Annotated in this window: 21 protein-coding genes; 10 read left to right on the forward strand and 11 right to left on the reverse strand. The window is 65.2% G+C overall.

Annotation, left to right across the window (positions count from 1 at the left end; translation table 11 throughout):
* Window positions 1-113: 113 nt before the first annotated feature.
* Window positions 114-1,346, forward strand: coding sequence for a cytochrome P450 (locus tag Q6D67_RS00005; protein ID WP_304703413.1), 1,233 nt, complete (start codon window positions 114-116; stop codon window positions 1,344-1,346).
* Window positions 1,347-1,349: 3 nt separating this feature from the next.
* On the opposite strand, the gene Q6D67_RS00010 is transcribed toward Q6D67_RS00005, so the two are convergent.
* Complete coding sequence (locus tag Q6D67_RS00010; RefSeq protein WP_304703414.1) at window positions 1,350-1,634, reverse strand: YheV family putative zinc ribbon protein; 285 nt, start codon at window positions 1,632-1,634, stop codon at window positions 1,350-1,352.
* 115 nt (window positions 1,635-1,749) lie between these two features.
* Between Q6D67_RS00010 and Q6D67_RS00015 the strand changes: the two genes are divergently transcribed.
* Window positions 1,750-2,256, forward strand: a complete 507-nt coding sequence (locus Q6D67_RS00015) for a gamma carbonic anhydrase family protein (protein ID WP_370551905.1) — start codon at window positions 1,750-1,752, stop codon at window positions 2,254-2,256.
* 27 nt (window positions 2,257-2,283) lie between these two features.
* On the opposite strand, the gene aroE is transcribed toward Q6D67_RS00015, so the two are convergent.
* The 6 genes from aroE to Q6D67_RS00045 form a co-directional block, all read right to left on the reverse strand.
* Window positions 2,284-3,120 carry a shikimate dehydrogenase gene (aroE, locus tag Q6D67_RS00020; RefSeq protein WP_304703417.1) on the reverse strand — a complete coding sequence of 279 codons (837 nt, stop codon included), beginning with the start codon at window positions 3,118-3,120 and terminating at the stop codon, window positions 2,284-2,286.
* A complete protein-coding gene (hemF, locus tag Q6D67_RS00025) occupies window positions 3,117-4,028 on the reverse strand; it encodes an oxygen-dependent coproporphyrinogen oxidase (protein WP_304703418.1) in 912 nt (303 codons plus the stop codon). Before hemF ends, aroE begins: the two co-directional genes overlap by 4 nt.
* A 78-nt stretch (window positions 4,029-4,106) precedes the next feature.
* Window positions 4,107-4,664 (reverse strand): L-threonylcarbamoyladenylate synthase, encoded by a 558-nt coding sequence (locus Q6D67_RS00030; protein WP_304703420.1) that lies wholly within the window; start codon window positions 4,662-4,664, stop codon window positions 4,107-4,109.
* 2 nt (window positions 4,665-4,666) lie between these two features.
* The gene (purE, locus tag Q6D67_RS00035; RefSeq protein WP_304703422.1) at window positions 4,667-5,170 is read right to left on the reverse strand and encodes a 5-(carboxyamino)imidazole ribonucleotide mutase; all 504 of its coding nucleotides are present in this window, start codon (window positions 5,168-5,170) and stop codon (window positions 4,667-4,669) included.
* A 108-nt stretch (window positions 5,171-5,278) separates the two neighbouring features.
* On the reverse strand, window positions 5,279-6,391 hold the full coding sequence (gene dprA / locus Q6D67_RS00040) for a DNA-processing protein DprA (protein ID WP_304703423.1): 1,113 nt from the start codon (window positions 6,389-6,391) through the stop codon (window positions 5,279-5,281).
* 75 nt (window positions 6,392-6,466) lie between these two features.
* Window positions 6,467-7,501 carry a LysM peptidoglycan-binding domain-containing protein gene (locus tag Q6D67_RS00045; protein ID WP_304703424.1) on the reverse strand — a complete coding sequence of 345 codons (1,035 nt, stop codon included), beginning with the start codon at window positions 7,499-7,501 and terminating at the stop codon, window positions 6,467-6,469.
* 215 nt (window positions 7,502-7,716) lie between these two features.
* On the opposite strand from Q6D67_RS00045, the gene def reads away from it, so the two are divergent.
* The 5 genes from def to Q6D67_RS00070 all read left to right on the forward strand — a co-directional run bounded on the left by def (window position 7,717) and on the right by Q6D67_RS00070 (window position 13,431).
* Window positions 7,717-8,223, forward strand: coding sequence for a peptide deformylase (gene def, locus Q6D67_RS00050; RefSeq protein WP_304703425.1), 507 nt, complete (start codon window positions 7,717-7,719; stop codon window positions 8,221-8,223).
* A gap of 9 nt (window positions 8,224-8,232) precedes the next feature.
* The gene (gene fmt, locus Q6D67_RS00055; protein ID WP_304703795.1) at window positions 8,233-9,210 is read left to right on the forward strand and encodes a methionyl-tRNA formyltransferase; all 978 of its coding nucleotides are present in this window, start codon (window positions 8,233-8,235) and stop codon (window positions 9,208-9,210) included.
* Window positions 9,210-10,499 carry a 16S rRNA (cytosine(967)-C(5))-methyltransferase RsmB gene (gene rsmB, locus Q6D67_RS00060; RefSeq protein ID WP_304703427.1) on the forward strand — a complete coding sequence of 430 codons (1,290 nt, stop codon included), beginning with the start codon at window positions 9,210-9,212 and terminating at the stop codon, window positions 10,497-10,499. Before fmt ends, rsmB begins: the two co-directional genes overlap by 1 nt.
* A gap of 96 nt (window positions 10,500-10,595) precedes the next feature.
* Window positions 10,596-11,972, forward strand: a complete 1,377-nt coding sequence (trkA, locus tag Q6D67_RS00065) for a Trk system potassium transporter TrkA (RefSeq protein WP_304703429.1) — start codon at window positions 10,596-10,598, stop codon at window positions 11,970-11,972.
* 10 nt (window positions 11,973-11,982) lie between these two features.
* Window positions 11,983-13,431, forward strand: coding sequence for a TrkH family potassium uptake protein (locus tag Q6D67_RS00070; RefSeq protein ID WP_304703431.1), 1,449 nt, complete (start codon window positions 11,983-11,985; stop codon window positions 13,429-13,431).
* Between the two features lie 9 nt (window positions 13,432-13,440).
* On the opposite strand, the gene djlA is transcribed toward Q6D67_RS00070, so the two are convergent.
* Window positions 13,441-14,238, reverse strand: coding sequence for a co-chaperone DjlA (gene djlA / locus Q6D67_RS00075; RefSeq protein WP_304703432.1), 798 nt, complete (start codon window positions 14,236-14,238; stop codon window positions 13,441-13,443).
* A gap of 128 nt (window positions 14,239-14,366) precedes the next feature.
* Between djlA and glyQ the strand changes: the two genes are divergently transcribed.
* The 3 genes from glyQ to Q6D67_RS00090 are packed head-to-tail and all read left to right on the forward strand — an operon-like array spanning window position 14,367 to window position 18,790.
* Complete coding sequence (glyQ, locus tag Q6D67_RS00080; RefSeq protein ID WP_304703434.1) at window positions 14,367-15,311, forward strand: glycine--tRNA ligase subunit alpha; 945 nt, start codon at window positions 14,367-14,369, stop codon at window positions 15,309-15,311.
* Window positions 15,308-17,389, forward strand: a complete 2,082-nt coding sequence (gene glyS / locus Q6D67_RS00085) for a glycine--tRNA ligase subunit beta (protein WP_304703436.1) — start codon at window positions 15,308-15,310, stop codon at window positions 17,387-17,389. The genes glyQ and glyS overlap by 4 nt, the downstream gene beginning before the upstream one ends.
* A 48-nt stretch (window positions 17,390-17,437) precedes the next feature.
* On the forward strand, window positions 17,438-18,790 hold the full coding sequence (locus Q6D67_RS00090) for a DNA recombination protein RmuC (protein WP_304703438.1): 1,353 nt from the start codon (window positions 17,438-17,440) through the stop codon (window positions 18,788-18,790).
* A 3-nt stretch (window positions 18,791-18,793) separates the two neighbouring features.
* Here the strand turns inward: Q6D67_RS00090 and Q6D67_RS00095 are convergent, their stop codons facing one another.
* The 3 genes from Q6D67_RS00095 to Q6D67_RS00105 all read right to left on the reverse strand — a co-directional run bounded on the left by Q6D67_RS00095 (window position 18,794) and on the right by Q6D67_RS00105 (window position 22,937).
* Window positions 18,794-19,129, reverse strand: a complete 336-nt coding sequence (locus tag Q6D67_RS00095) for a hypothetical protein (protein WP_304703439.1) — start codon at window positions 19,127-19,129, stop codon at window positions 18,794-18,796.
* A 192-nt stretch (window positions 19,130-19,321) separates the two neighbouring features.
* Window positions 19,322-19,750: a hypothetical protein gene (locus Q6D67_RS00100; RefSeq protein ID WP_304703441.1), complete on the reverse strand. Its 429-nt coding sequence runs from the start codon at window positions 19,748-19,750 to the stop codon at window positions 19,322-19,324.
* A 10-nt stretch (window positions 19,751-19,760) separates the two neighbouring features.
* Complete coding sequence (locus Q6D67_RS00105; protein WP_304703442.1) at window positions 19,761-22,937, reverse strand: response regulator; 3,177 nt, start codon at window positions 22,935-22,937, stop codon at window positions 19,761-19,763.
* Window positions 22,938-22,956: the final 19 nt, after the last annotated feature.

Genomic DNA, 22,956 nt, shown 5'->3' on the forward strand with positions numbered 1-22,956 from the left:
AACTCCTCGTCATGGGGTGGATATGAAGCAGTATAAACTATGTTTCGATATTTATGTGTTTAAATACTAGTCTCCGGACTCCTCAAAATTGCAAAGACAGGCAGCACAATAACGTGACGACTTGCCCCTTCAGCAGCAGCTTGCTGCATCTCGACAACTTCACCCACGGCACCCCGCGTGAGGCCATCGCCCAGTTGCGTGCTGAGCAGCGTATTGCCTGGCAGGAAGACGAATTCGCAGCCGGCGGCCACTGGCTGGTGTTGCACAAGCCGGATATCGACGCGGTCCTGCGCGACCCCGCCACGTTCTCCAGCAGCTATGGTCCGCTGCTGGAGGATTTCCCCGAGGAGCTGCTGGCACTGCAGCGCCAGGCCATGACCTTCCTCGACCCGCCGGAGCACCGCTCCAGGCGTGCCCTGGTGGATTACGCCTTCCGCCCGGGTGTGCTGGAAGCGCGCCGCGCAATGATGCAGGCCAAAGTCAGCGCCATCATTGACGCGATTATCGACCGCGGTGAGTGCGAATTTGTCAGCGACGTCGCCATGCACCTGCCGATCCATGTGATGTTTACCCTGCTCGGCGTGCCCGAGGAGGACTACGCCTACCTGGTGCCAACGATCAACACGGTAACCCTGGCCAACGACCCCGACTATGCCGGCAGCCGCGAGGAGGGCTGGACGGCCTCGGCGCAGATGGTGGGCTGGGCCGCGTCATTCGCCAGCAAACGGCGCCAGCAGCCCGCCGCCAACGACATGACCAACGAACTGCTCAGCGCCGAGATTGACGGGCGTCGGCTCAGCGACGAGGAATACGGGGTTATCTTCCAGGGCCTGATGATCGGCGGCACGGAAACCACGCGCAACACCCTGTCCTGGCTGGTCTACGAACTGATTCACCACCCCCGGCAACTGGCGCTGCTGCAGGCCAACCCGGACCTCGTGCCCGCCGCCGTGGAAGAAATCCTGCGCTACCGCAATACCGTGGTCTACACCCGCCGCACGGCGATGCGCGATGTAGAGCTCGCCGGGGAGCAGATCAAGCAGGGGAGCAAGGTGGTCTGCCTGCTGGCCTCTGTCAACCGGGACCCCGCCTGCTTCGACAACCCCGACAGCTTTGACATCACCCGCGATCCGGCGCAGACCCGGCGCCAGATGCGCACCTTTGGCTTTGGTGTGCATGTCTGCCCTGGCCAGCACCAGGCGCGGATGAACCTGGACATGATGACGCGTGAAATCCTCGCGCGCATGGATGACCTGCGCCTGCTGGAGGAACCGACCCACTTCCGTTCCAACTTCATGGACGGCTTCAAGCGCATGCCGCTGGCGTTCACCCGCGGCGGGGAATGAGCCTCAGTCCTTCGGTTTCGGCGGCGGCGGCGGCTCCAGGATACGCACCACGTCGGCCGCTGTTTCCACCCGGCGGGCAGCGGGTCGGCTGACCCGGGTGGCGGGCTCTGCCGTTGCGGAGAGCTTGTCCTTCGGGCGCGGATCACTGAAGCCGCAGACCACGCACTCGCGCAAATCCGTCTCGCGATCCACCACGATGGTGTCCATGGCGCTGCAGCGGGGACACACCGCACCGGCAATGAAGCGCCTGCTCGGCGGTGATTTTGGCGTATTGTCTTCCGGTGCCATCGGCTATTGGCCAGTTGGGGTGAAGGCCGTTATTGTAGCAGGATCAGACAGGGAGCCCCGTATGCAGCATTACACCGCAACCAGCGTTCGCAGCTTTGATGGCATTCGGCCAGTAATGGGGCAGCGGGTGCTGGTAGACCCCAGCGCCGTGGTGCTGGGAGACGTCGAACTGGGAGACGATGCCTCGGTCTGGCCCCAGGCCGTGATCCGCGGTGATATGCACCGCATCCGTATCGGTGCCCGCACCAGCGTGCAGGACGGCAGCGTGCTGCATATTACCCACGCCGGCCCCTTTAACCCGGAGGGCTGGCCGCTACTGATCGGGGCGGAGGTCACCATCGGGCACAACGCCACCCTGCACGGCTGCAGCGTTGGCCACCGGGTGCTGGTGGGCATGGGTGCCACCATCATGGACGGTGCAGTGGTAGAGGACGAAGTCGTGATCGGGGCCTGCGCCCTGGTGACGCCCGGGAAAATACTGCGCAGCGGCCATCTCTACGCGGGCAGCCCGGCCCGGGAAGTGCGCCCGCTGACCCCGGCGGAGCGCGACTATTTCAGTTACAGCGCGACCAATTATGTCCGCCTCAAAGACCGCCATCTGGCGGAGCTGGAGCCGGGGTAGTGTCTTGTCACCGAAGGTGACATGACATTAGGCGGCCGCCAGCAAATGCCGCATCTGGTTGATCACCGGCTGGGTAGCGGGGCGGACCTGGCGCCAGCGGTAGAACGACTCCGCCGCCTGCTCCACCAGCATGCCGAGGCCATCCGCCACCGCCCAGGCTGCATTCTGGGCAGCCCAGCGCATGAACAGGGTGGGCTCCGTCCCGTACAGCATGTCATAGCAGCAACTGCGAACTGTCAGCAACGAATCGGGTAGCGGCGGCATTTCGCCCTGCAGGCCGGCGCTGGAAGCGTTGATCAGCACGTCGACCTCAAGCTCTTGCAACAGCTCATAGCCACCGCCCTGGACCGTGCCGAGATCGGAGAACAATGCCGCCAGCTCTGCGGCCTTCGCGCCCGTGCGATTGGCAATCACTATAGACTTGGGACGCTCCCTGAGCAGCGGTTCAAGTACTCCCCGCACGGCGCCACCCGCCCCCAGCAGCGCTATCCGGCGACCCTGCAACTGCCAGCCCAGATTGGCAACCATGTCCCGTACCAGGCCGATACCGTCGGTGGTGTCGCCCGCTATGCTGCCGTCGTCACAGGCGGTCAGCGTATTCACCGCGCCGGCGCGCCGTGCCCGGTCGGTCAAGGTATCGGCAAAGGCACAGGCATCCTGTTTGAAAGGGAGTGTGACGTTGAGACCCTTGCCTCCGCCGGCGAAGAAACTGGCCGCGGCACGCTGAAAGTCGCCCGGTTCCACCCGCACCGCACGGTACTGGAGGCGCTGATCACACTGTTCGGCAAAGGCGGCGTGAATCGCCGGCGACTTGCTGTGCTTGATCGGGTTGCCGAACACAGCGTACTTGTCCTGCCCGGTCATGGCTCCACCTGCAGCCAGTCACGGTGCTGGAGATAATAGCTGGTCAGCTCTTCCTCCGCTGAGCCCGGCTCCGGCTGATAGTTGTACTCCCAGCGCACCAGCGGCGGCAGCGACATCAGGATAGCCTCGGTACGGCCACCGGACTGCAGGCCGAACAGGGTGCCGCGGTCGAATACCAGGTTGAATTCCACATAGCGGCCGCGCCGATAGAGCTGGAACTGGCGCTCACGTTCGCCCCAGGCCTGGTTCTTCCGGCGCTGGACAATGGGCACGTAGGCCGGCAGGAAGGAATCGCCGATCGCCTGCATGAAGGCGAAGCAGCGGTCGAAGCCGCCCTCGTTGAGATCATCGTAAAACAAGCCGCCGACTCCCCGGGGCTCGCCGCGGTGCTTGAGATGAAAGTATTCGTCACACCACTGCTTGTAGCGGGGGTAAACCTCATCACCAAAGGGTGCGCAGGCGTCCGCCGCAACCTGGTGCCAGTGGCGGCAGTCCTCGCGATTGCCGTAGTAGGGGGTGAGGTCGTAGCCGCCGCCAAACCACCAGACCGGCTCCGACCCTTCCCGTTCCGCCACAAACATGCGCACGTTGGCATGGGAAGTGGGGACGAAGGGATTTTCCGGATGGATGACCAGGGACACACCCATGGCCTGGTAACTGCGCCCGGCCAGCTCGGGCCGGGCCGCGGTTGCGGAGGGCGGCAAACTGTCGCCCACGACATGGGAAAAATTGACTCCCGCCTTCTCGAACACGGCGCCGCCAGCCAGCACCCGGCTGCGGCCACCGCCACCTTCCGGCCGCTGCCAGTCGTCAACAATGAAGTCGCCGCTGCCGTCTTCGGCGGCGAGGGTATCGCAAATGGTCTGCTGGAGCTGGAGCAGGTAGGTTTTTACGGCTTCTGGTTGCATGGGCGTTCCGCTGGCGGCTGCTGTTCGCGCGCCATTATACGCATGCTCCCGGGCCGGAACACCAACGCGGCTGAGGACTCAGGATCGCAGCACCTGATCAGTGAGCAGGTCGCGAATAATGGTGGGCCTGCTGGCGCCCCCGAGCGCACCGGGCAACACTGCATCGAGCTGGCCGTGGAAGTAGCGCTGCACCTGGAACTGCGCGGTGGCGGGTTGGCTGCCGGCCGGGTTGGCGGAGGTCGAGACCAGCGCACCACCCCAGGCTCGGCACAGGGCAGCGACCAATTTGTGAGCACTTACTCTCACCGCGACCTTTGTATTTCCGCCATGAATCCAGGGAGGCACGCGGTCATGGTGGGGCACAAGCCAGGTCGAGGGCCCGGGCCAGGACAATGCGAGCTTGCTGCGCTGGACTTCGGTGAGCCCCTCCAGCAGGGGGGCAAGCTGATCGATGTCCGCCGCTACCAGAATCAATCCCTTTTCTACCGGGCGCTGCTTGAGGTACAGCAGGCGCGTTACGGCATCGGGATTGTCGGGGTCGCAACTCAGGCCCCAGACAGCCTCGGTCGGGCAGGCGATAACGCCGCCTTCGGCCAGGGCGTGTACCGCGGCACGCAGTTGCAGGGTGGAAGCCAAACTCAGCTCCGCAGGGATTCCTGCAGGGCCTCGTCCTTGACCCGGATCGCCTCGGCATTGGCCGCGCGCTCTTCCCGCAGCCGGCGCTCGAGGTCCGGGTCTGCAACCGCAAGTATCTGCGCCGCCAGGTAGGCGGCATTCTTTGCCCCCGCCTTGCCGATGGCGACCGAGGCCACCGGAATCCCCGCGGGCATCTGCACCGTGGACAGCAGGGCGTCGAGACCGTCCAGGGAGGAATTCATCGGCACACCGATAACCGGCTTGACCGTAGTGGCGGACACCGCGCCCGCCAGATGAGCGGCCATACCTGCCGCGGCGATAAACACCGCGCAGCCTCGCGCCTCGGCATCCTTGATGAACGCCTTGGTTACTTCAGGGGTACGGTGAGCGGAGGTGATACGCGCCTCGAAGGGAATGCCAAAAGACCGGAGTACGGCAAAGCTGGCTTCCATGACGGGCAGGTCCGAATCCGATCCCATGACGATGGCGACAAAGGGTTTGCTCATGGCTGGCTCCTGTTGCGCGACGCGCAGTGGCTGAAAGAGCGCGAAATTTACCGGCTTGGCCCGCCCATGGCAAGCTCGGGGCGCGCAGCTCGGGGCGCGCAGCCCGGTTCAGCGGCGGATGTAGCCGCCGCCGTGGCGGACGATACTCCGCTCGAGCTCAAGCGAGGACAGCGCCGCCAGGACTTCGGCCACGGTCCGGCCCGAAGCTGCCACCAGAGCTTCCACCGTCACCACCTCAAAGCCCACCAGGGGCAGGAGCCAGGACCGGGAGGTACCGGCCGCGGTGGTCTCCCGGGGGGCAGGTGCGAGTTCCAGCTGGCATTGAAACAGCGCGCCCAGCTCCGCCAGGATGTCGTCAATGCTCTCGACCATGGCGGCGCCGTCACGCAGCAGGCGCAGGCAGCCGCGGCCTCCGGCGTGGCCGGGAAACCAGGGCACGGCAAAGACTTCCCGGCCCTGTTCCAGGGCCGTACCCGCAGTGATCAGCGAGCCGCTGGGCACGGCCGCCTCCACCACCAGCACACCGAGCGCGAGCCCGCTGATGATCCGGTTGCGGGCGGGAAAGTGCTCGGGCAGCGCCGGGGTCAGGGGCGCGAATTCGCTGACCAGGCAACCCTTTTCCAGCAGCTGCCGGGCCAGGCCGTCGTGGCGTCGCGGGTAGATGGTGTCGACCCCGGTGGCCATCACCGCAACGCTGGTGCCCCCCGCTTCGAGCGCGCCGCGATGGGCAGCGCCGTCGATGCCCAGCGCCAGACCGCTGGTGACAGCCAGACCAACCCGGACCGCAGCAGCGGCCAGTTCCTGCGCAAAGCGGATGCCGGGGGGACTGGCCTTGCGACTGCCCACCATGGCGAGCTGGGGCGCCTGCAACAGACCGGCATTGCCGCGCAGATACAGCAGGGGCGGAGGATCGTGGATAGCCGCCAGCAGCAGCGGGTAATCCGGGGCACCGAGGGCGATTACGCGGCCATCAACGGCGAGCAAGGCATCGACCTGGCGGTCGATGTCCCGTGGCGCGTCGGGGTGTCGGCCGCGACGGCGGGCAGTGGCCAGATCCGCCCGCGCACCTGCGCCGGCACCGGCCTCGCCCAGGGCCCGGGGCTCTGCCTGCCACAGCGCTTCGGGGGAGCCAAAGTGCTGCAGCAGGCGCCGCAGTTGGGACTTCTCGAGACGGGGAAGGCTGTGCAACAACAGGCACAGCCGGGCGTGGGCGGCATCCATACATCATCCTTGACGTCATGTCTGTTCCGTTTACGTTGTGCAGGCAACGGCCGTTCCGTGGCCGCCGCGGTCCTGTCAGGGGTTCTTTACCTTGTCCAGCACCTTGAGTGGACGGCTGGCTCTCAACACCAGCCCGTAGCTGGCTTTCTCGAATACCTCGAATATCATCATCAGGCCGGCGCGGGTATCTGGCAGCGTCACGTTCTGACGTGCAACCTGGTCGAAGACGACCTCACCGGCCTGGTAGATGGCCAGCACATGGCCAACTTCGAAGCCCTCGCGCTCACCGCGGTTCAGCACCACGATATTGCCCGGGCCAATCTGGTTGACACCGCCGTCCACCGCAATCATCAAGCCGCCGCTGACCTCCACCGCCGGTGCCCGGGGCTGGAACGTCGCATCCAGGACCCGCTCCCTCTCGGGCAGCAGACGATCCGCAATCCGCACCTCCTCGGTCACCCGGGTGACGTTGAGCTCGGTGACTTCATCGCGATTGCTGCTGACGAGTCGTGCATTGCCGATGTCCATGGCCTGGTAGCCGAGCAGCTCACTGGTTACCGGATCGCGGTAGGTGTCCCCGGCCCGGAAAATACCATAGCTGCGCTCTCCATCGGGGAACGGCCCGCGGCCAAAAACGCGGTCACCGGGAGCGGCGATCAGGCGACCCTGGTCGCCTGCCACTACATAGGCTGAATTGTTCAACTCCTCGGCCGCGAGGATCCGGTGACGCTTGAGGAAGGAGCCGATCTGGTCCAGCGGAATCACGGGAATGGCCAGGTCCAGGGAGCTGACCCGCATGCCGGGCTCGAGCTTGACGTCCCGCCCGCGGCGCACCCCCAGGCGCGGCTGACCGTCGACCCAGGTAAGGTACAGTTCATCGCCGGGATAGATCAGGTGGGGATTGTCTATCTGCGGGTTGACGTCCCAGAGTTCTGGCCAGCGCCAGGGCTCGCGCAGATACATGCCGGAAATGCCCCAGAGCGTGTCGCCCTGCTTGACGACATAGGTATCCGGGACATCCTCATTGAGCTCTACGGCAGCCTGCAGCCAGGAACTGAGCAGCAAGCTCACAACTAATACCAGGTAAACCGAAAAAGACTTCGCTCTCATGATTCCGTCCAGCCTGCCCCTAAAATCGCCCGCCGGCCAAACCCGCTCCAGCGGCCTCCCCGTGCAGACAAGTGCGCAGCCAATGGACCAGCGCTGGGCACTACCTTGCCAGCAGTTATATAATAGCCACAGTTTGCGGTGGGCATTGGCCCGTGGCAAGCCCCAATGTGACTAATTCACCATCGGCCGGCAGAGCCCTGAAGGCAGCTAACATCATGGCAGTACTCGACATTCTCGAATTTCCCGACCCCCGACTGCGCACCCGGGCAGCGCCGGTGGAAACGGTCACGGACGCCACCCGCGCGTTGATCGACGACATGTTTGCGACCATGTATGCGGCGCCGGGAATCGGACTCGCGGCCACCCAGGTCAACGTCCACCAGCGGCTGCTGGTGATAGACATCAGCGAAGATCACAGCGAACCGCTGGTCTTCATCAATCCCGAAATCACCGTCCTCGACCCCGCTCTCGGCGAATATGACGAGGGCTGCCTCTCCGTACCGGGTTTTTATGAGACCGTGGAGCGGCCGCAGCAGATCTCGGTCACCGCGCTGGACCGCAACGGCGAACCCTTCGACCGCGAACTGCAGGGTCTGCTGGCGATCTGCCTGCAGCATGAAGTCGACCACCTCGACGGCAAACTGTTCGTGGACTACATTTCCCCGCTCAAGCGCCAGCGCATCCGCAGGAAGCTGGAGAAAGAACAGCGGCGCCAGGCCTGAGTGGTGGCCATTGACCCGTTACGCCTTGTTTTTGCCGGCACCCCCGACTTTGCCGCCAGCCACCTCCGGGCCCTGCTGACCAGCCGCCACGAGATCATCGCGGCCTACACCCAGCCGGACCGCCCCGCCGGGCGCGGCAAAAAGCTGCACGCCAGCCCGGTCAAGGAGCTGGCCCTGGGGGCCGGAATCCCGGTATTGCAGCCGGCCAGGCTGCGCGACGCCGAAGCCCAGGCCGAGCTTGCGGCATTGCGGGCTGATGCCATGGTGGTGGTCGCCTACGGCCTGATCCTGCCCCAGCCTGTGCTGGATGCTCCGCGCCTGGGCTGTATCAACGTCCACGCCTCGTTGCTGCCGCGCTGGCGCGGCGCGGCGCCCATTCAGCGGGCAATCGAAGCGGGGGACAGCGCCACCGGTATCACCATCATGCAGATGGACGCGGGGCTGGACACCGGTGCCATGCTGGCGCGGGAGAGCCTGCCGATCACGCCCGGCACCAGCGCCGGCACGCTCCACGACCAACTCGCCGAGCTGGGGCCGCCGCTGTTGCTGCGGGTACTCGACAGCCTGCCTGCGTACCTCGAAGCCGCGACGCCGCAGGATGACGCCGGCGCCACCTACGCCCACAAGATTGACAAGTCCGAAGCGGCCCTGGACTGGAACCGCGGCGCAGCGGAGCTGGCCAGGGCGGTCGCCGCCTTCAACCCGTTCCCGGTCTGCTACGGCATGCTCGCGGGGGAGCGGGTGCGGATCTGGCAGGCGAGCGCGGAAAGCCCGACCGCTGCGGCGGGCAGGGCTGGCCCGGGCACGGTCATCAGCGCCGATCGCGACGGCATTCTGGTCGCCTGTGGCGAGGGGGCCCTGCGTATTCGGCAGTTGCAGTTGCCGGGCGGCAGGGCCCTGCCCGCAACCGACATTCTCAATGCCCGGGGTGCCCTGTTCGCACCCGGCAGCCGATTCGAGCCCGGCACCCCTCGGGATGCCCACTGATGGCCACCGATACGCGCGCGGCGGCAGCCCTCGCAATCGCCGGCGTACTGGAGGGCGGGTCCCTGAACCAGCTGCTGCCGGCCGCATTGGAAACCGTTGGCGCGCGGGACCGCGGGCTGCTGCAACAGCTTTGCTACGGAACCCTGCGCTATTACCCCCGGCTGCAACCGCAGCTACAGCAGCTGCTGAGCAAGCCGCTGAAGAATCGCGACCGGGACATCGAGGCGCTGCTGCTGCTGGGCCTGTACCAGCTGGAGGAAACCCGGGTGCCGGACCACGCCGCGGTGGCCGCCACCGTCGCCGCCACCAGGGCCTTGAACAAGGTGTGGGCCAAAGGGCTGTGCAACGCGGTGCTGCGCAGCTACCTGCGGCAGCGGGAAGAGCTGGTCCGAAAGCTGTCTCCCGCCGCTGTTGCGGCACACCCGGACTGGCTGTTTGAAGCCCTGCAGCGGGACTGGCCGGAGCAGGCTGCAGCCATCATGGCGGCGAACAACGAGCAGCCGCCGATGGTCCTCAGGGTCAACCGCCGGCACGGCAGCCGCGAGGCCTATCTGGAAACACTGGCGGCAGCAGACATTGCGGCCACGGCGGGGCAGCTGGCGCCGGAGGCGATCTACCTGCAGCAACCGGTGGATGTCGCGGCCTTGCCGGGTTTCGCCGCGGGCTGGGCCAGCGTGCAGGATGAAGCTGCGCAACTGGCGGCACATCTGCTGGGCGCCCGGGCCGGCGAGCGGGTGCTGGACGCCTGTGCCGCCCCCGGTGGCAAGGCCTGCCACCTGCTGGAACTGGAGCCTGCGATCGCCCTGACAGCAATGGATGTCGATGCCTCGCGGCTGCAGCGGGTTCGCGACAACCTGCAGCGGCTGACACTGCAGGCAGAGGTACTGCAGGGCAATGCCGCCGCACCGCCCGCACCCCTGCAGGAGCAGCGGTTTGACCGGATTCTGGTGGATGCACCCTGTTCCGCCAGCGGCGTCATCCGCCGCCATCCGGACGTAAAGCTGCTGCGCCGGGAGGATGACATCGCCGCGTTGGCAGCACAGCAGCAGTGGATTCTGCAGGGCCTCTGGCCCCTGTTGCGGCCCGGAGGCTCTCTGCTCTACGTCACCTGCTCGGTGCTGGAGGCAGAGAACAGCGCGGTGGTGCAGCGTTTTCTCGCCGCCACCGGGGACGCTGCCCTGGAGCCCGTTGCGCTACCCGGCGAGCAGCGCACACACGGCGTACAATTGCTGCCTGCGAGCGGGGGGCCGGACGGGCTGTTTTTCAGCCTGCTGCAACGGCGCCGCTGAGGCCAGCCGCGCAGTGCACTATTTCGCGTACCGCCACTTACATTCCCGCGGCCTTTTCATTAAGGTGCAGGAAATCTCAGGGGAAGCACCCCAGCAATGAAAATTATCATTCTCGGCGCGGGACAGGTCGGGGGCACCCTCGCGGAACACCTGGCCAACGAGCAGAACGACATCACCGTGGTAGACACGGATGCCGATCGCCTGCGGGAGCTGCAGGACCGCCTCGATATCGGCACGGTAACCGGCAGCGCATCGCATCCTGACACCCTGTACCAGGCGGGCGCCGAGGACGCCGACATGCTGATTGCGGTCACCAACAGCGACGAAATCAACATGATGGCCTGCCAGATTGCCCACTCGCTGTTCAACACCCCGACCAAGATCTCCCGGGTGCGCTCGCCCAACTACCTCGCCTACCAGGAGCGGCTGTTCACCCCTGACAACGTCCCGGTAGACGTCATCATTGGCCCCGAGCAATTGGTCACCAAGGCCATCGTCGAGCTTATCGCCAACCCCGGTGCCCTGCAGGTGCTCGACTTCGCCGAGGGCCGGATTCAGCTGGTGGCCGTGCGCGCCTACCACGGCGGCCCCATCGTCGGCCATGAGTTGCAGGATATTCGCAAGCACATGCCCAAGGTCGACACCCGGGTCGCCGCCATCTTCCGCCGCGACCGCGCCATCATCCCCGAGGGCAATACGGTGGTGGAGGCAGATGACGAGGTATTCTTTATCGCCGCACGCAAGGACATCCGCAAGGTGATGTCGGAGCTGCGCAAGGTCGACAAGCCCTACCACAAGGTGATGATCGCCGGCGGTGGCAACATCGGCGCCACCCTGGCCCAGAGTATCGAGGGGCGCTACCAGGTCAAGGTCATCGAGCAGTCCTACCCACGCTGCCGGGTGCTGTCGGAATCTCTCAAGCACACTATCGTCCTGCACGGCAGTGCCTCCGAGCCCCAGTTGCTGTCCTCGGAGAACATTGAGGCCACCGATGTTTTCTGCGCCCTGACCAACAACGACGAATCCAACATCATGATGTCGATGCTGGCCAAGCGCATGGGCGCGAAAAAGGTCATCACCCTGATTACCAACCCCGCCTATGCCGACCTGGTCGGGGATGAGATCGATATCGCCATTTCGCCCCAGCAAATCACCATTGGCAGCCTGCTGACCCACGTGCGGCGCGGCGATATCAGCAACGTGCACTCCCTGCGCCGCGGTGCGGCGGAGGCCATCGAAGTCACCGCCCGCGGAGACACCTACTCCTCCAGAGTAGTGGGGCGGCGCCTGGACGAGATCACGCTCCCGGACGGGGTCACCATCGGCGCCATTGTCCGCGGCGACGAAGTGCTGATCGCGCACCGGCAAGTGGTAGTGGAAGCAGGGGACCATGTGGTGCTGTTCCTGCTCGACCGCAACAAGATCTCGGCCGTGGAGAAACTGTTCGCGGTCGGCTTCGGCTTCTTTTCCTGATCCCGCCGCCATGCACCTGACCATCTCGATGCGTATCCTCGGGCTGCTGCTGATGTTATTCAGCAGTACCATGGTGGTGCCCCTGGGATTTGCCCTGCTGGATGACGACCATACCGTCACCAGTTTCTCCAGCGCCCTGGGGCTGACCTTCCTCGCCGGCTTGCTGCTCTGGCTGCCGGTGCAGCATGTACGCCACGAGCTGCGGATTCGCGACGGCTTCCTGGTCACCTCGCTGTTCTGGACCGTCCTCGGCATGGCCGGTTCGCTGCCGTTCATCCTCACCGAAGGGCTTGCACTCAGCCCCATGGACGCGATTTTCGAGTCCATCTCCGGGCTGACCACAACCGGCGCCACGGTAATCACCGGCCTCGACGACTTGCCCCGCTCGATCCTGATCTACCGGCAGTTATTGCAGTGGTTGGGCGGCATCGGGATCATCGTGATCGCGGTGGCGGTGCTGCCCATGCTCGGTATCGGCGGCATGCAGCTGTACCGGGCGGAAATCCCCGGGCCCACCAAGGACCGCAAACTCACACCGCGCATTGCCGAGACCGCCAAGGCGCTGTTCTTTGTTTATCTGGCCCTGACCGTCGCCTGCGCCGTGGCTTACTGGGCGGCAGGCATGAGTGGCTTCGACGCGGTGGCCCACGCCTTTTCCACCGTCGCCATCGGCGGTTTCTCCACCCATGATGCCAGCATGGGCTACTTCGAGAGCAACACGGTGCTTCTGATCTGCAGCCTGTTCATGGTGATCTCCGGCCTCAACTTTGGCCTGCATTTCCTGTCCTGGCGTCGGCGCAGCCTGAGCGGCTACCGGCAGGACTCCGAATCGCGCTTCTTCCTCGGCGTGCTGTTGATCGGCATCGCCATCACCTGCAGCTACCTGATCCTGAGCGATGCCCTGTCGGTAGAGGACAGCCTGATCCACGGCCTGTTCATGACCATATCCATCGCCACCACCAGCGGTTTTGCTACCCAGGACTTCAGCGCCTGGCCCACATTCCTGCCGGTGATGCTGATCATGTTTTCCTTCATGGGGGGCTGTGTGGGTTCTACTGCGGGGGGCATGAAATCCGTGCGCCTGATGCTGATCGCCAAGCAGGGGGTCCGCGAGCTCAAGCAGCTGGTGCACCCGAAGGCGGTTATTCCGCTGAAGATCGGCCGCCACCGGGTCGAAGCCACGGTGGTGAGTGCGGTGTGGAGCTTTTTCGCCGTCTACATGTTTGTGTTCGTGTTCGTGATGCTGGCCCTGCTCGGCACCGGCCTGGACTTCACCACCGCCTTCTCGGCGGTGGCCGCCTGCCTCAACAACCTCGGCCCCGGGCTGGGCGAAGTGGCCGCCAACTACGCCGGTATCGGCGCCGTTGCCAAGGGACTGCTGTGCCTGGCGATGCTGCTGGGGCGGCTGGAGATCTTTACCCTGCTGGTGCTGTTCACGCCGATGTTCTGGCGGCTGTAGCAGTCGCCCTTACTTGCGGTACTTGCTGACCAGTTCGTAGGCCGCGGTAATCTCCTGGGATTTTTCCGTGGCCACCTTGAGCATGTCGTCGGGCACACCCCGCGCGATCAGCTTGTCCGGGTGGTTTTCGCTCATCAGCTTGCGGTAGGCCTTCTTCAGGTCGCGGTCGGACACGTCCGGGCTGACCCCGAGGGCAGCGTAGGCGGCCTGCAGCCGGTCGGGGCCCGCGGCAGCGCCAGCGCCCCCGCCGGGGCGGTGGTGGAACTGCTCCTGGGCCTGGGCCATGCGCAGCAGGTGCTCCAGCTGCATCGGGTTGAAACCCAGCAATGCGGCGATGTGGTCCAGCACCCGGCGCTCTTCCGGCTCGATCCCGTGGTCCACCAGCGCCAGCGATACCAGAAACAGGAGCAGGGTCTGGCGCAGTTGCGGCTGGCGCCCGCAGAGCTCGAGAAAGGCCGCAACCGTCACCTGCACGTCGAACTCCGGGGTGGCGCCCTGCTTGAACAGATCGATGGCGCGCTGCCGCTGGCCCGCATCCAGCCCCATCTGGCGTATGAGCATTTCGGTGTGCTCGACTTCCTGCTGCGAGATGCGGCCGTCCGCCTTGGCCATGTGGCCCAGCAGCAGGAAGATGGTTTCGAAGAAGCGCTCTTTCAGGCGGGCGATATTTTCCGGCGAGTTGGCCTCCATGGTCCGGCGCAGGCCGCGGTCGAACTGGTGGCCGATAAAGACACCGATTATCAGGCCGAGGAGTCCGCCCACCACCAGGCCGATAAGGCCCGCCACCAGTTTGCCGTAGAAGAACATGACGCTCCTGTCGCCGGCGCGTGCCGGACCGTTGATTCGATAGGGGGAAGACTGGTCCGCGCATACAATGCGAACCGAAGTGCCTGTATACTACCCAGCTTTTTTGCAAACCGCGAACAGGTGTGACCGTGTCCACAGCCGCTACGACTTTCCAGGATCTGATTCTCACCCTGCAACAATTCTGGGCAGGGCAGGGCTGCGTGATCCTGCAGCCCCTGGACATGGAAGTTGGCGCCGGCACCTTTCATCCGGCCACGTTCCTCCGCGCCATCGGCCCGGAGAGCTGGAATGCCGCCTATGTCCAGCCCAGCCGCCGGCCCACTGACGGCCGCTACGGCGAGAATCCCAACCGCCTGCAGCACTACTACCAGTTCCAGGTGGTGATGAAGCCGTCCCCGCCGGAGTTCCAGGAGCTGTACCTGCAATCCCTGCAGGCGCTGGGTATCGACAGCGCCGTGCACGACATCCGCTTCGTCGAGGACAACTGGGAGTCGCCCACCCTGGGCGCCTGGGGCCTGGGCTGGGAGGTGTGGCTGAACGGTATGGAAGTCACCCAGTTCACCTATTTCCAGCAGGCCGGCGGTCTGGAATGCTACCCGGTAACCGGCGAGATTACCTACGGCCTGGAGCGCATCGCCATGTACCTGCAGGCGGTGGACAGCATCTACGACCTGGTCTGGGCCCGCGGCCCCTCGGGCACAGTCACCTACGGCGATGTCTATCACCAGAACGAAGTGGAAATGTCGCGCTACAACTTCGAGGAGGCCGACACGGACTGGCTGTTTGGCCAGTTCGACTACTGTGAGCGGGAAGCCCTGCGGCTGGTCGAACTCAACCTGCCCCTGCCCGCCTATGAGATGGTGATGAAGGCGTCCCACACCTTCAACCTGCTGGATGCGCGCCACGCCATCTCGGTCACCGAGCGCCAGCGCTACATCCTGCGGGTCCGCACCCTGGCGCGTGGCGTAGCGCAGGCCTATTTCGATGCCCGGGCGGCACTCGGCTTCCCCATGGCGGAGGAACGCCTGCGGCAGGAAGTCCTGGCAACAGCAGGCAAGGAGGCAAGCGCGTGAGCAGCACCGAGACCCTGCTGGTAGAACTGGGAACCGAAGAGCTCCCGCCCCGGTCCCTGAAGGCCTTGGGGCTGGCTTTCCGCGACGGCATTGTCGCCGGCCTCGGCCAGCGGCAGCTGGGCCACGGCGAGGTGGAATGGTTTGCCGCGCCCCGGCGCCTCGCGGTGCTGATCCGCGATGTCACCCTGCAGGCCCCGGATCGGGAGCAGGAGATTCAGGGCCCCCCCGCCGACAAGGCCCGAAACGAACAGGGCGAGTGGACGCCCGCGGCCATCGGCTTTGCCCGCAAGCAGGGCCTGGAGCCCGAGGCGCTGAGCGTGGTCGACACGCCCAAGGGCCCGCGCCTGTGCCTGCGCAGCACCGTTCGCGGTGCCGCTGCCCGCGACTGTCTGAACGAGATCATTCACGACAGCATCCGCGACCTGCCAATTGCCAAGCGCATGCGCTGGGGCGCGTCCCGGGTCGAGTTTGTGCGCCCGGTACACTGGGTCGTCGCCATGCTCGGCCAGGACTGCGACCACGGCGAAATCCTGGGCCTGGCCACCGGCAACACCACCCGCGGCCACCGGTTCCACTGTTCCGGCAGCATCACCCTGCGGCGGCCGGAGGACTACGCCCGCGTCCTGACCGAGGCCCACGTCATCGCCAGCTTCGACGAGCGTCGGGACATGATTCGCGCCCAGGTCGAAGTGGAGGCCAGCGCGCTGAAAGCCACGGCGGTGATAGACCCCGATTTACTGGATGAAGTCACCGGCCTGGTGGAGTGGCCCGTGGCCCTGACCGGCAATTTCGAGGAGCGCTTCCTGGCGGTACCCGCGGAGGCCCTGGTGTCCTCGATGAAGGAGCACCAGAAGTATTTCCACCTGGTGGACGAAAAAGGCCGTCTGCTGCCGCACTTCATCACCATCTGCAATATCGAGAGCACGGACCCGATACAGGTGATTCGCGGCAATGAGCGGGTCATCCGTCCGCGTTTGAGCGACGCCGCATTCTTCTTCGAAAACGACAAGAAGCGGCCGCTGCACAGCCGGGTCGACGGCCTGCGCAATATCGTGTTCCAGCAAAAACTGGGGACGGTGTACGACAAGTCGCGGCGGATTTCTGCTCTGGCGGGCAAACTGGCGGAGATGCTGGGCAGCCCCGCTGCAGCCGCCGAGCGCGCCGGACTGCTCTGCAAGGCCGACCTCGGCACGGAGATGGTTCTCGAATTTGCTGATATGCAGGGAATAGCGGGCGCTTACTACGCCAGGCACGATGGCGAACCCGACAGCGTCGCAGACGCCCTGGAACAGCAGTACTGGCCGCGCTTTGCCGGCGACCGTCTGCCCGAACACCTGACCGCCGTTACCGTGGGTCTCGCCGATCGGCTGGACACGCTGGTCGGCATTTTCGGCATCGGCCAGCCGCCCACGGGCTCCCGGGATCCCTTTGCACTGCGCCGGGCCTCCCTCGCCGTGCTGCGCATCCTGGTGGAGAAATCGCTGGACCTGGATCTGCGCGACTGCCTGGCCGAGGCCGTCGCGGGCTATGCCCCGGACACGCTGGCAGCCGGCACCGCGGCACAGGTGCTGGATTACATGCTGGAAAGGTTCCGCGCCTGGTACGAGGAGGAGTCCATTCCGGTCGAGGTTTTCCGCGCGGTAAGCGCCAACAGCCCGAGCCGGCCGCTGGACATCCAGCGCCGGGTCTACGCGGTGCACGCTTTCAGCCAACTACCCGAGGCCGCGGCACTGGCGGCGGCCAACAAGCGGGTGAGTAACATCCTGGACAAGCTCGATGCCGGCTTCGAATTCGGCGAGGTCGAGGTCCAACTACTGACAGATCCCGCGGAGCGAGCCCTGGCAGCCCGCATGGCGGACCTGGCAAGCGTCAGCAGCGGCCATCTCAGGCACGGCGCCTACACGGAAGCCCTGAGCTGTCTGGCGGAATTGCAGGCGCCTGTGGACGCCTTTTTCGAGCAGGTAATGGTGAACACGGATGACGACGCCCTGCGCCGCAACCGGCTCAACCTGCTCTACACCCTGCGGCAAATGTTCCTGCAGGTTGCGGATATCTCCCAACTGGTGGTCGCCCGCTGAGCTGCTGCCCTCGTCTATACGTTACACTGACGAGTCACAGGAGACAGCATGCCAGAAATCCCGATTGCGGCTATCGATCCGTCCTGGATACTGCCGGTGGCAGCCCTGGTCGCGGGTCTGGCGCTGGGTGGCGCCACGGCACTGATTCTGCGGCTGCGCCAGCTACAACGCCACAGCAGCGAACAGGCGCAGCGGCTGGCACAGCTCGGCCACCGGCACCAGGCCCTGCGCAGCGAATACGACCGGCTGCTGGCGCGCCAACGCGAGCATGAGCGCCAACACAAGGCGCAGCTACGGCTGCTCAACGAAAACCGCGAGCACCTGAAACTGGAGTTCGAAAACCTGGCCAATCGCATTTTCGAAGCCCGCGGCCGGCAGTTCAACGACAGCAGTCGGGCCACGCTCAACGACCTGCTGCAGCCGTTTCGCGAGCAGATCACCGGCTTTCAGCAGCGCATCGACCAGGTTCACTCGGAATCTCTGAAAGGCCACGCCCTGCTGGAGGGAGAGCTGCGCAAGGTGCTGGAGGTCGGGCTGCAGATGAGCTCGCAGGCCAGCAACCTGGCCAGTGCCCTGAAAGGCGACAAGAAAACCACCGGCAACTGGGGCGAAGCGCAGCTGGAGCGGACCCTGGAACTGGCCGGGCTGCTGCCCGGGGAACACTATGAAACCCAGGCCGCCTTTCGCGATGAACAGGGCAAGCGGCGGCTGCCGGATGTGCTGATCAAGCTGCCGGACAATCGCCACCTGGTGATCGACAGCAAGGTATCCCTGGTGGATTACGAGGGCGCCGTCGCCGCGGAATCGGAAGAACAGCGCCTGGCGCTGCTGGAGGGCCACGCCCGTGCCGTGCGCCAGCACATCGACGACCTGGCCGGCAAGGCCTACGCCAACCTGCCGGGCCTGGGCAGCCCCGACTTCGTCCTCATGTTCATGCCGGTGGAGCCCGCCTGGATCGAGGCCATGCGGCACAACCGCGACCTGTTCAACTACGGCTACCAGCGCGGCGTGGTGCTGGTGTCACACTCAACCCTGATGCCCGTGCTGCGTACCGTGGCCAACCTGTGGATTGTGGAGCGCAGCAACCGGGAGGCCCAGGAAATCAGTCGCAGCGCCGGCGACCTCTACAACCAGGTCTGCACCGTGGCCGAGCGCCTGCAGCGGCTGGGCAACACCCTGCAGGCGGCGGCCAACCACTACAACAGTACGGTCATCAGTTTGAGCGGCAAGCAGGGGCTGGCAGGCAAGGTCGACCGCTTTCAGCAGCTATCCACCGCCACCAGTAAAAGCATGCCGACGCTGGAGCCCCTGCACCTGGACATAGACACCGAGCGCCTCGCCTTCGGCGCCGACAGTGGCGGAGAAGAGGACCCCGTTGATTCGGTCCGGGTTCCCGGTTGAATATCAGGCCGCGTCTTCCGCGGGGCGCCGCTGCCCATCCCGGGCCACCATGCGGATCGTGCGCTGGCAGGTCTCCAGCCAGGTGGCAGCGGGCTCGGTTTGCAATACCCGCACGCAACCGCGGTCGGTGACGCAGGCAATACTGGTCTTGTTCGGAGTCCAGTCGCCTTCGGACAGGCGCGGTTTGCGCTTGCTGTAAAACCACAGGCCGCGCCGGTCCTGCATCACGTAGTGTGCGTCCTCGGGCAGGAAAACCTTGCGCCCGTCGATAACTGCAAAGACTTCCAGGTCTTCGCTCAGGCTGCGCCCCAGCACAGCGGTAGGAGTAATGGTCAGCATGGCAGCCCCCTTGATATCCCCGGTCCGTTTCCTGCCCAATGACAGTAGCCCCAGTTAAGGGCAGCACCGGGTGGCTGACAATCCAGGGCCAAGTGTTTTTCGGGGAAGATTCACCAGGCAGGCGCCTGAATGACCATTTTTTTACAAGAGCAGGAAGTTTGTCGCCGGTATTCTGGCGGTCCTGCCAGAATTTTACCGGCAGGGATCCGCAGCCGCGGCGGCGAGACTCACCTGCAGGGCACCGAGATCTGGTATTACACAGCTATTCCCAGCCAGCGCAAAGACTGCGAGGGTATAGTCCGTGACGCCGACGTCCTCGTCCTGGCCGGCGAGATCGGTCTCGGCTAGCGGCAGGTATCCCAGCCGGCGATTCTGCAAACAGATCGCCCAGTAATCGCCGGCCAGGTCCCGCAACCCCAGCATCACGGCGTACATTCCGCCGCTACGCTCCGCACCAGTTTCCGGGGGATACAGGGGCAGCTCGCGACCGCGCCAGTAAAGCCGCCCGGAACGCAATTCACCGGCGACTACCACCTCGGCGACGCTGTTCACGGGTACCGCCCAGGTTTCCCCGTTACTGCAAGGCAGCAGCACGCAGTGCACCTGTGGCTGGGCGGACATTGAATCCACCTCAGTTCACCCGCAGTTTCTGGCCGGTGAGTTGCGCGATCTGCTCCACCAGCAGCGGGAAATTGAAGGGCTTGCCCATATAGCCGTTGCAGCCCGCCTGTTCCGCCAGCGCGCGGTGCTTGGGCCCGGTGCGGGAGGTCACCATGATCACCGGGATCGACTGCAGCCGCTCCGAGCGGCGAATCTCCCGCAAGGTCTGGATGCCATCCTTCACCGGCATCTCGATATCCAGCAGGATGACATCCGGCAGGCGGTGGGAACTGGCGAGCAGCTCCATCGCCGCGAGGCCGTTTTCCGCGGTGATTGTTTCCAGGCCGAGGCCCTGCAACTGGCTGGTAGCGACCATGCGCTGGGTGCGTGAGTCATCGACCACCATCACCAGCAAATTGACATCGGCTACCGGCTCCAGCGCCAGTGAGGGCAAGCCCTGTTGCGGCTGGTTGTTTACCAGTAGATTGAGATTCAGGGCCACGATGGCGCGGCCGTCGGCGCTGGTGGTGCCGCCCGCCACCCAGGGCAGACCCGCGAACTGGCTGCCCAGAGAGCGTATTACCAGCTCCAGGGCCTGCTCGACCCGATCGACGGCAATCGCCATGTAGCGCTGCTCAGCGCCGGCAACAATGACCGGCACCGTTGCTCCCCAGTGATCCCGGTCGGGCAGGGCACTGCCGGAGCACAGGGCCGCGAGGTAGGAGGGCTCACAGCGCCGGCCCAGCAGGGGCAGCTGCGTGTGCTGTTCCACCGCGTCGAGGAACTCCGCCACGGGCACGTGTTCGACACCGATCAGGCCGTCGAACGGAATGGCATAGGCCGTATCAGCGACCGTGACCAGGAGGGCGCCATTGACACTGATATTGGAGGGAATGCGGATGCGGAAAGTGGTGCCGCGACCGGGCTGGGATTCTATCTCGATGTCACCGCCGATCCGCTGCAGCTCGCCGAGCACGATGTCCATGCCCACACCGCGCCCGGAGATTTCGCTGACCATGGCGGCGGTGGAGAACCCGCGATGAAAAATAAGGCGCTGTGCTTCCCGGTCGGTGAGGCTGTCCGGGTCCAGGTCCAGGCCTCTCTTGCGCGCCTGTTCCCGCATCCGTTGGGGATCAATGCCGCGGCCGTCGTCGGTCAGGGAAATGACGTAGTCGGAACCCTGCTTGCGGACATCGATGCTGATCAGGCCCGTGTCCGGCTTGCCTGCGGCCAGGCGGTCTCCCGGTGCTTCAATGCCATGGTCGAGGGCGTTGCGGACCATGTGCTCGAGTATGATCTGGCAGCAGGCGTGGCTGTCCCGGTCCAGCTTGCCAGCCTCGTTCAGCACCCGGAACAGCACCGCTTTACCCAGCTCGGCACCCACGGTGCGGACGATACGGCGCAGGCCCGGGATCAACCTGGAGACGGGAACCACGCGGGCCGCGCGGATGGAAGAACCCAGGGTGCCAACCATCCCCGCCTGCTGTTTCAGCAGCGCTTCCGCTGCGGAGGTATGGCGACTGGCGAGGCGGGCCAGCTCATCGAGGTCATCGACCGCCTCTCGCAGGATGCTGGCAGCCTCGTGAATGTCGGAATACTGGTCCATCTCCAGCGCGTCGAGGTTGCTGCTGGGCGGGCCGCCGTGAGCGGTCACACTGAGCAGGGCGCGGTCGGAGATCCTGCCGATGTGGGTGCGCAGTGACCCTAACCGACCGAGCAGCTCGCCAGTGGCACGCTTGCTCTGCAGGGTACTCTGGGACGCGCGCACACCGAGCTTCTGTACTTCGTTGCTCAGGTTGAGCAGGTAGTCCAGGGCGTCGGGGCTGATGCGGATGGTTTGCTGGGCCCCGAGGGCCTGGGCTCCGGCATCGGCAATCTGCCTGTCTTCGCGACGATCGGTTGCTGCCAATGGTTGCAGCTGCGGCGTCGCCGTAGCGTCCCCCGCGTCGGCAGTGGCCGCGGGCGCAGGCCCGTCGCCCGGGGTCGGCAACTCGCTGGCGACGTCGCTGCGGGTGGCTTGAATGTGGTCGTAACCGCGCACCGCGGAATCCAGCCACGCGTTGACTATACGGAAAAACTGCTGCTCTTCGCCCGGCTTGCAGGGCAGGCGGTCCAGCAGCGTTTCGAAGTTGTGGATCAGGGTGCCGTAGCGCTGCAGGCCGACGCCCTTGGCGATACCTTTGATTGTATGCAGAACCCGGGAGACCGTTTTCGGCGCCTCAACTGCGGCCGGATCGCGCTCCCAGGCACCGAAGCCGTCCTCCAGCTTCTCGAGCTCCGTACCTGCTTCCTCGATAAAGGCGTCGAGGAAATCCTGGAACAATTCGCTGCTGCTGCGAGTGCTGAAATTGAAAGTGATGTCGCGAGGAACACACCAGGACAGGTCTTCAGCCGCGATATCCATGGTGCCCGGCCCCGGCTCCTGCTGCGCTGAAGCGGGGCCCGTTTCGATCTGGATGAATTCGGGCTCTGGTTCTGGCCCGTGCTCGAGTTCGGGCTCGGGCTCGGGCTCATGTTCGTGTTCGTGTTCGTGTTCGTGTTCGTGTTCGGGCTCGGACGCCACCTCCGGCGCCAATTCCGGTTCTGGCACTTGCTCAGGCTCGGGCTCGGGCTCCATCTCGACTTCTGCTCCGGCATCTGGCGCCGGGCTCTCGATGGAGTAGGGTACGGCGCCATGTCCGGCGCGGGATTCTGCCACGTCCACCGCAGCGACGGCGGCGGCCAGCTCTGCTTCATTTTCCACCGCGTCCGCGTACAGGACCACTGCCGGTGGTCCCAGGTTGAGCAGGTCGACTCCCTCCAGATGACTGCAATCCGCGCCCGCAGGATCCCCGGACTTGCCGTGCATGTGACGCACAGCAATGAATTCGTGCCTGTCCCCCTCGTGCCGGGAGTCCACATCGCGCTGCTGGCTGCCGTAGATACTGCCGGAATCATCGACTGCGGTCAGGACGATTTCCTCGTCGATGAAGTCGGCGAGGTCATCTGCCACCGCGCCTCCGAGCATGTGGCGTGAGCCCAGGCGGACCTCTTCCTCAGTCAGGATCGTACTGCTTCCCTGCTGGCGATCACGGGCCAGCGCGAATACCTTTTCCTCCGGCTCATCCAGACGCCTGGCCAGCAGCCAGTGCAAGGCGTGTTCTCCCCATTGCTCCTTCAGCTCGCGGGCCCAGGGCTCTGCCAAGATTGCATCCGGCGTCGATTCCATGTCTGTGCCCTCCATCTGC

Source organism: Haliea sp. E1-2-M8, from assembly GCF_030649675.1.
Taxonomy (GTDB): Bacteria; Pseudomonadota; Gammaproteobacteria; order Pseudomonadales; family Halieaceae; genus Haliea.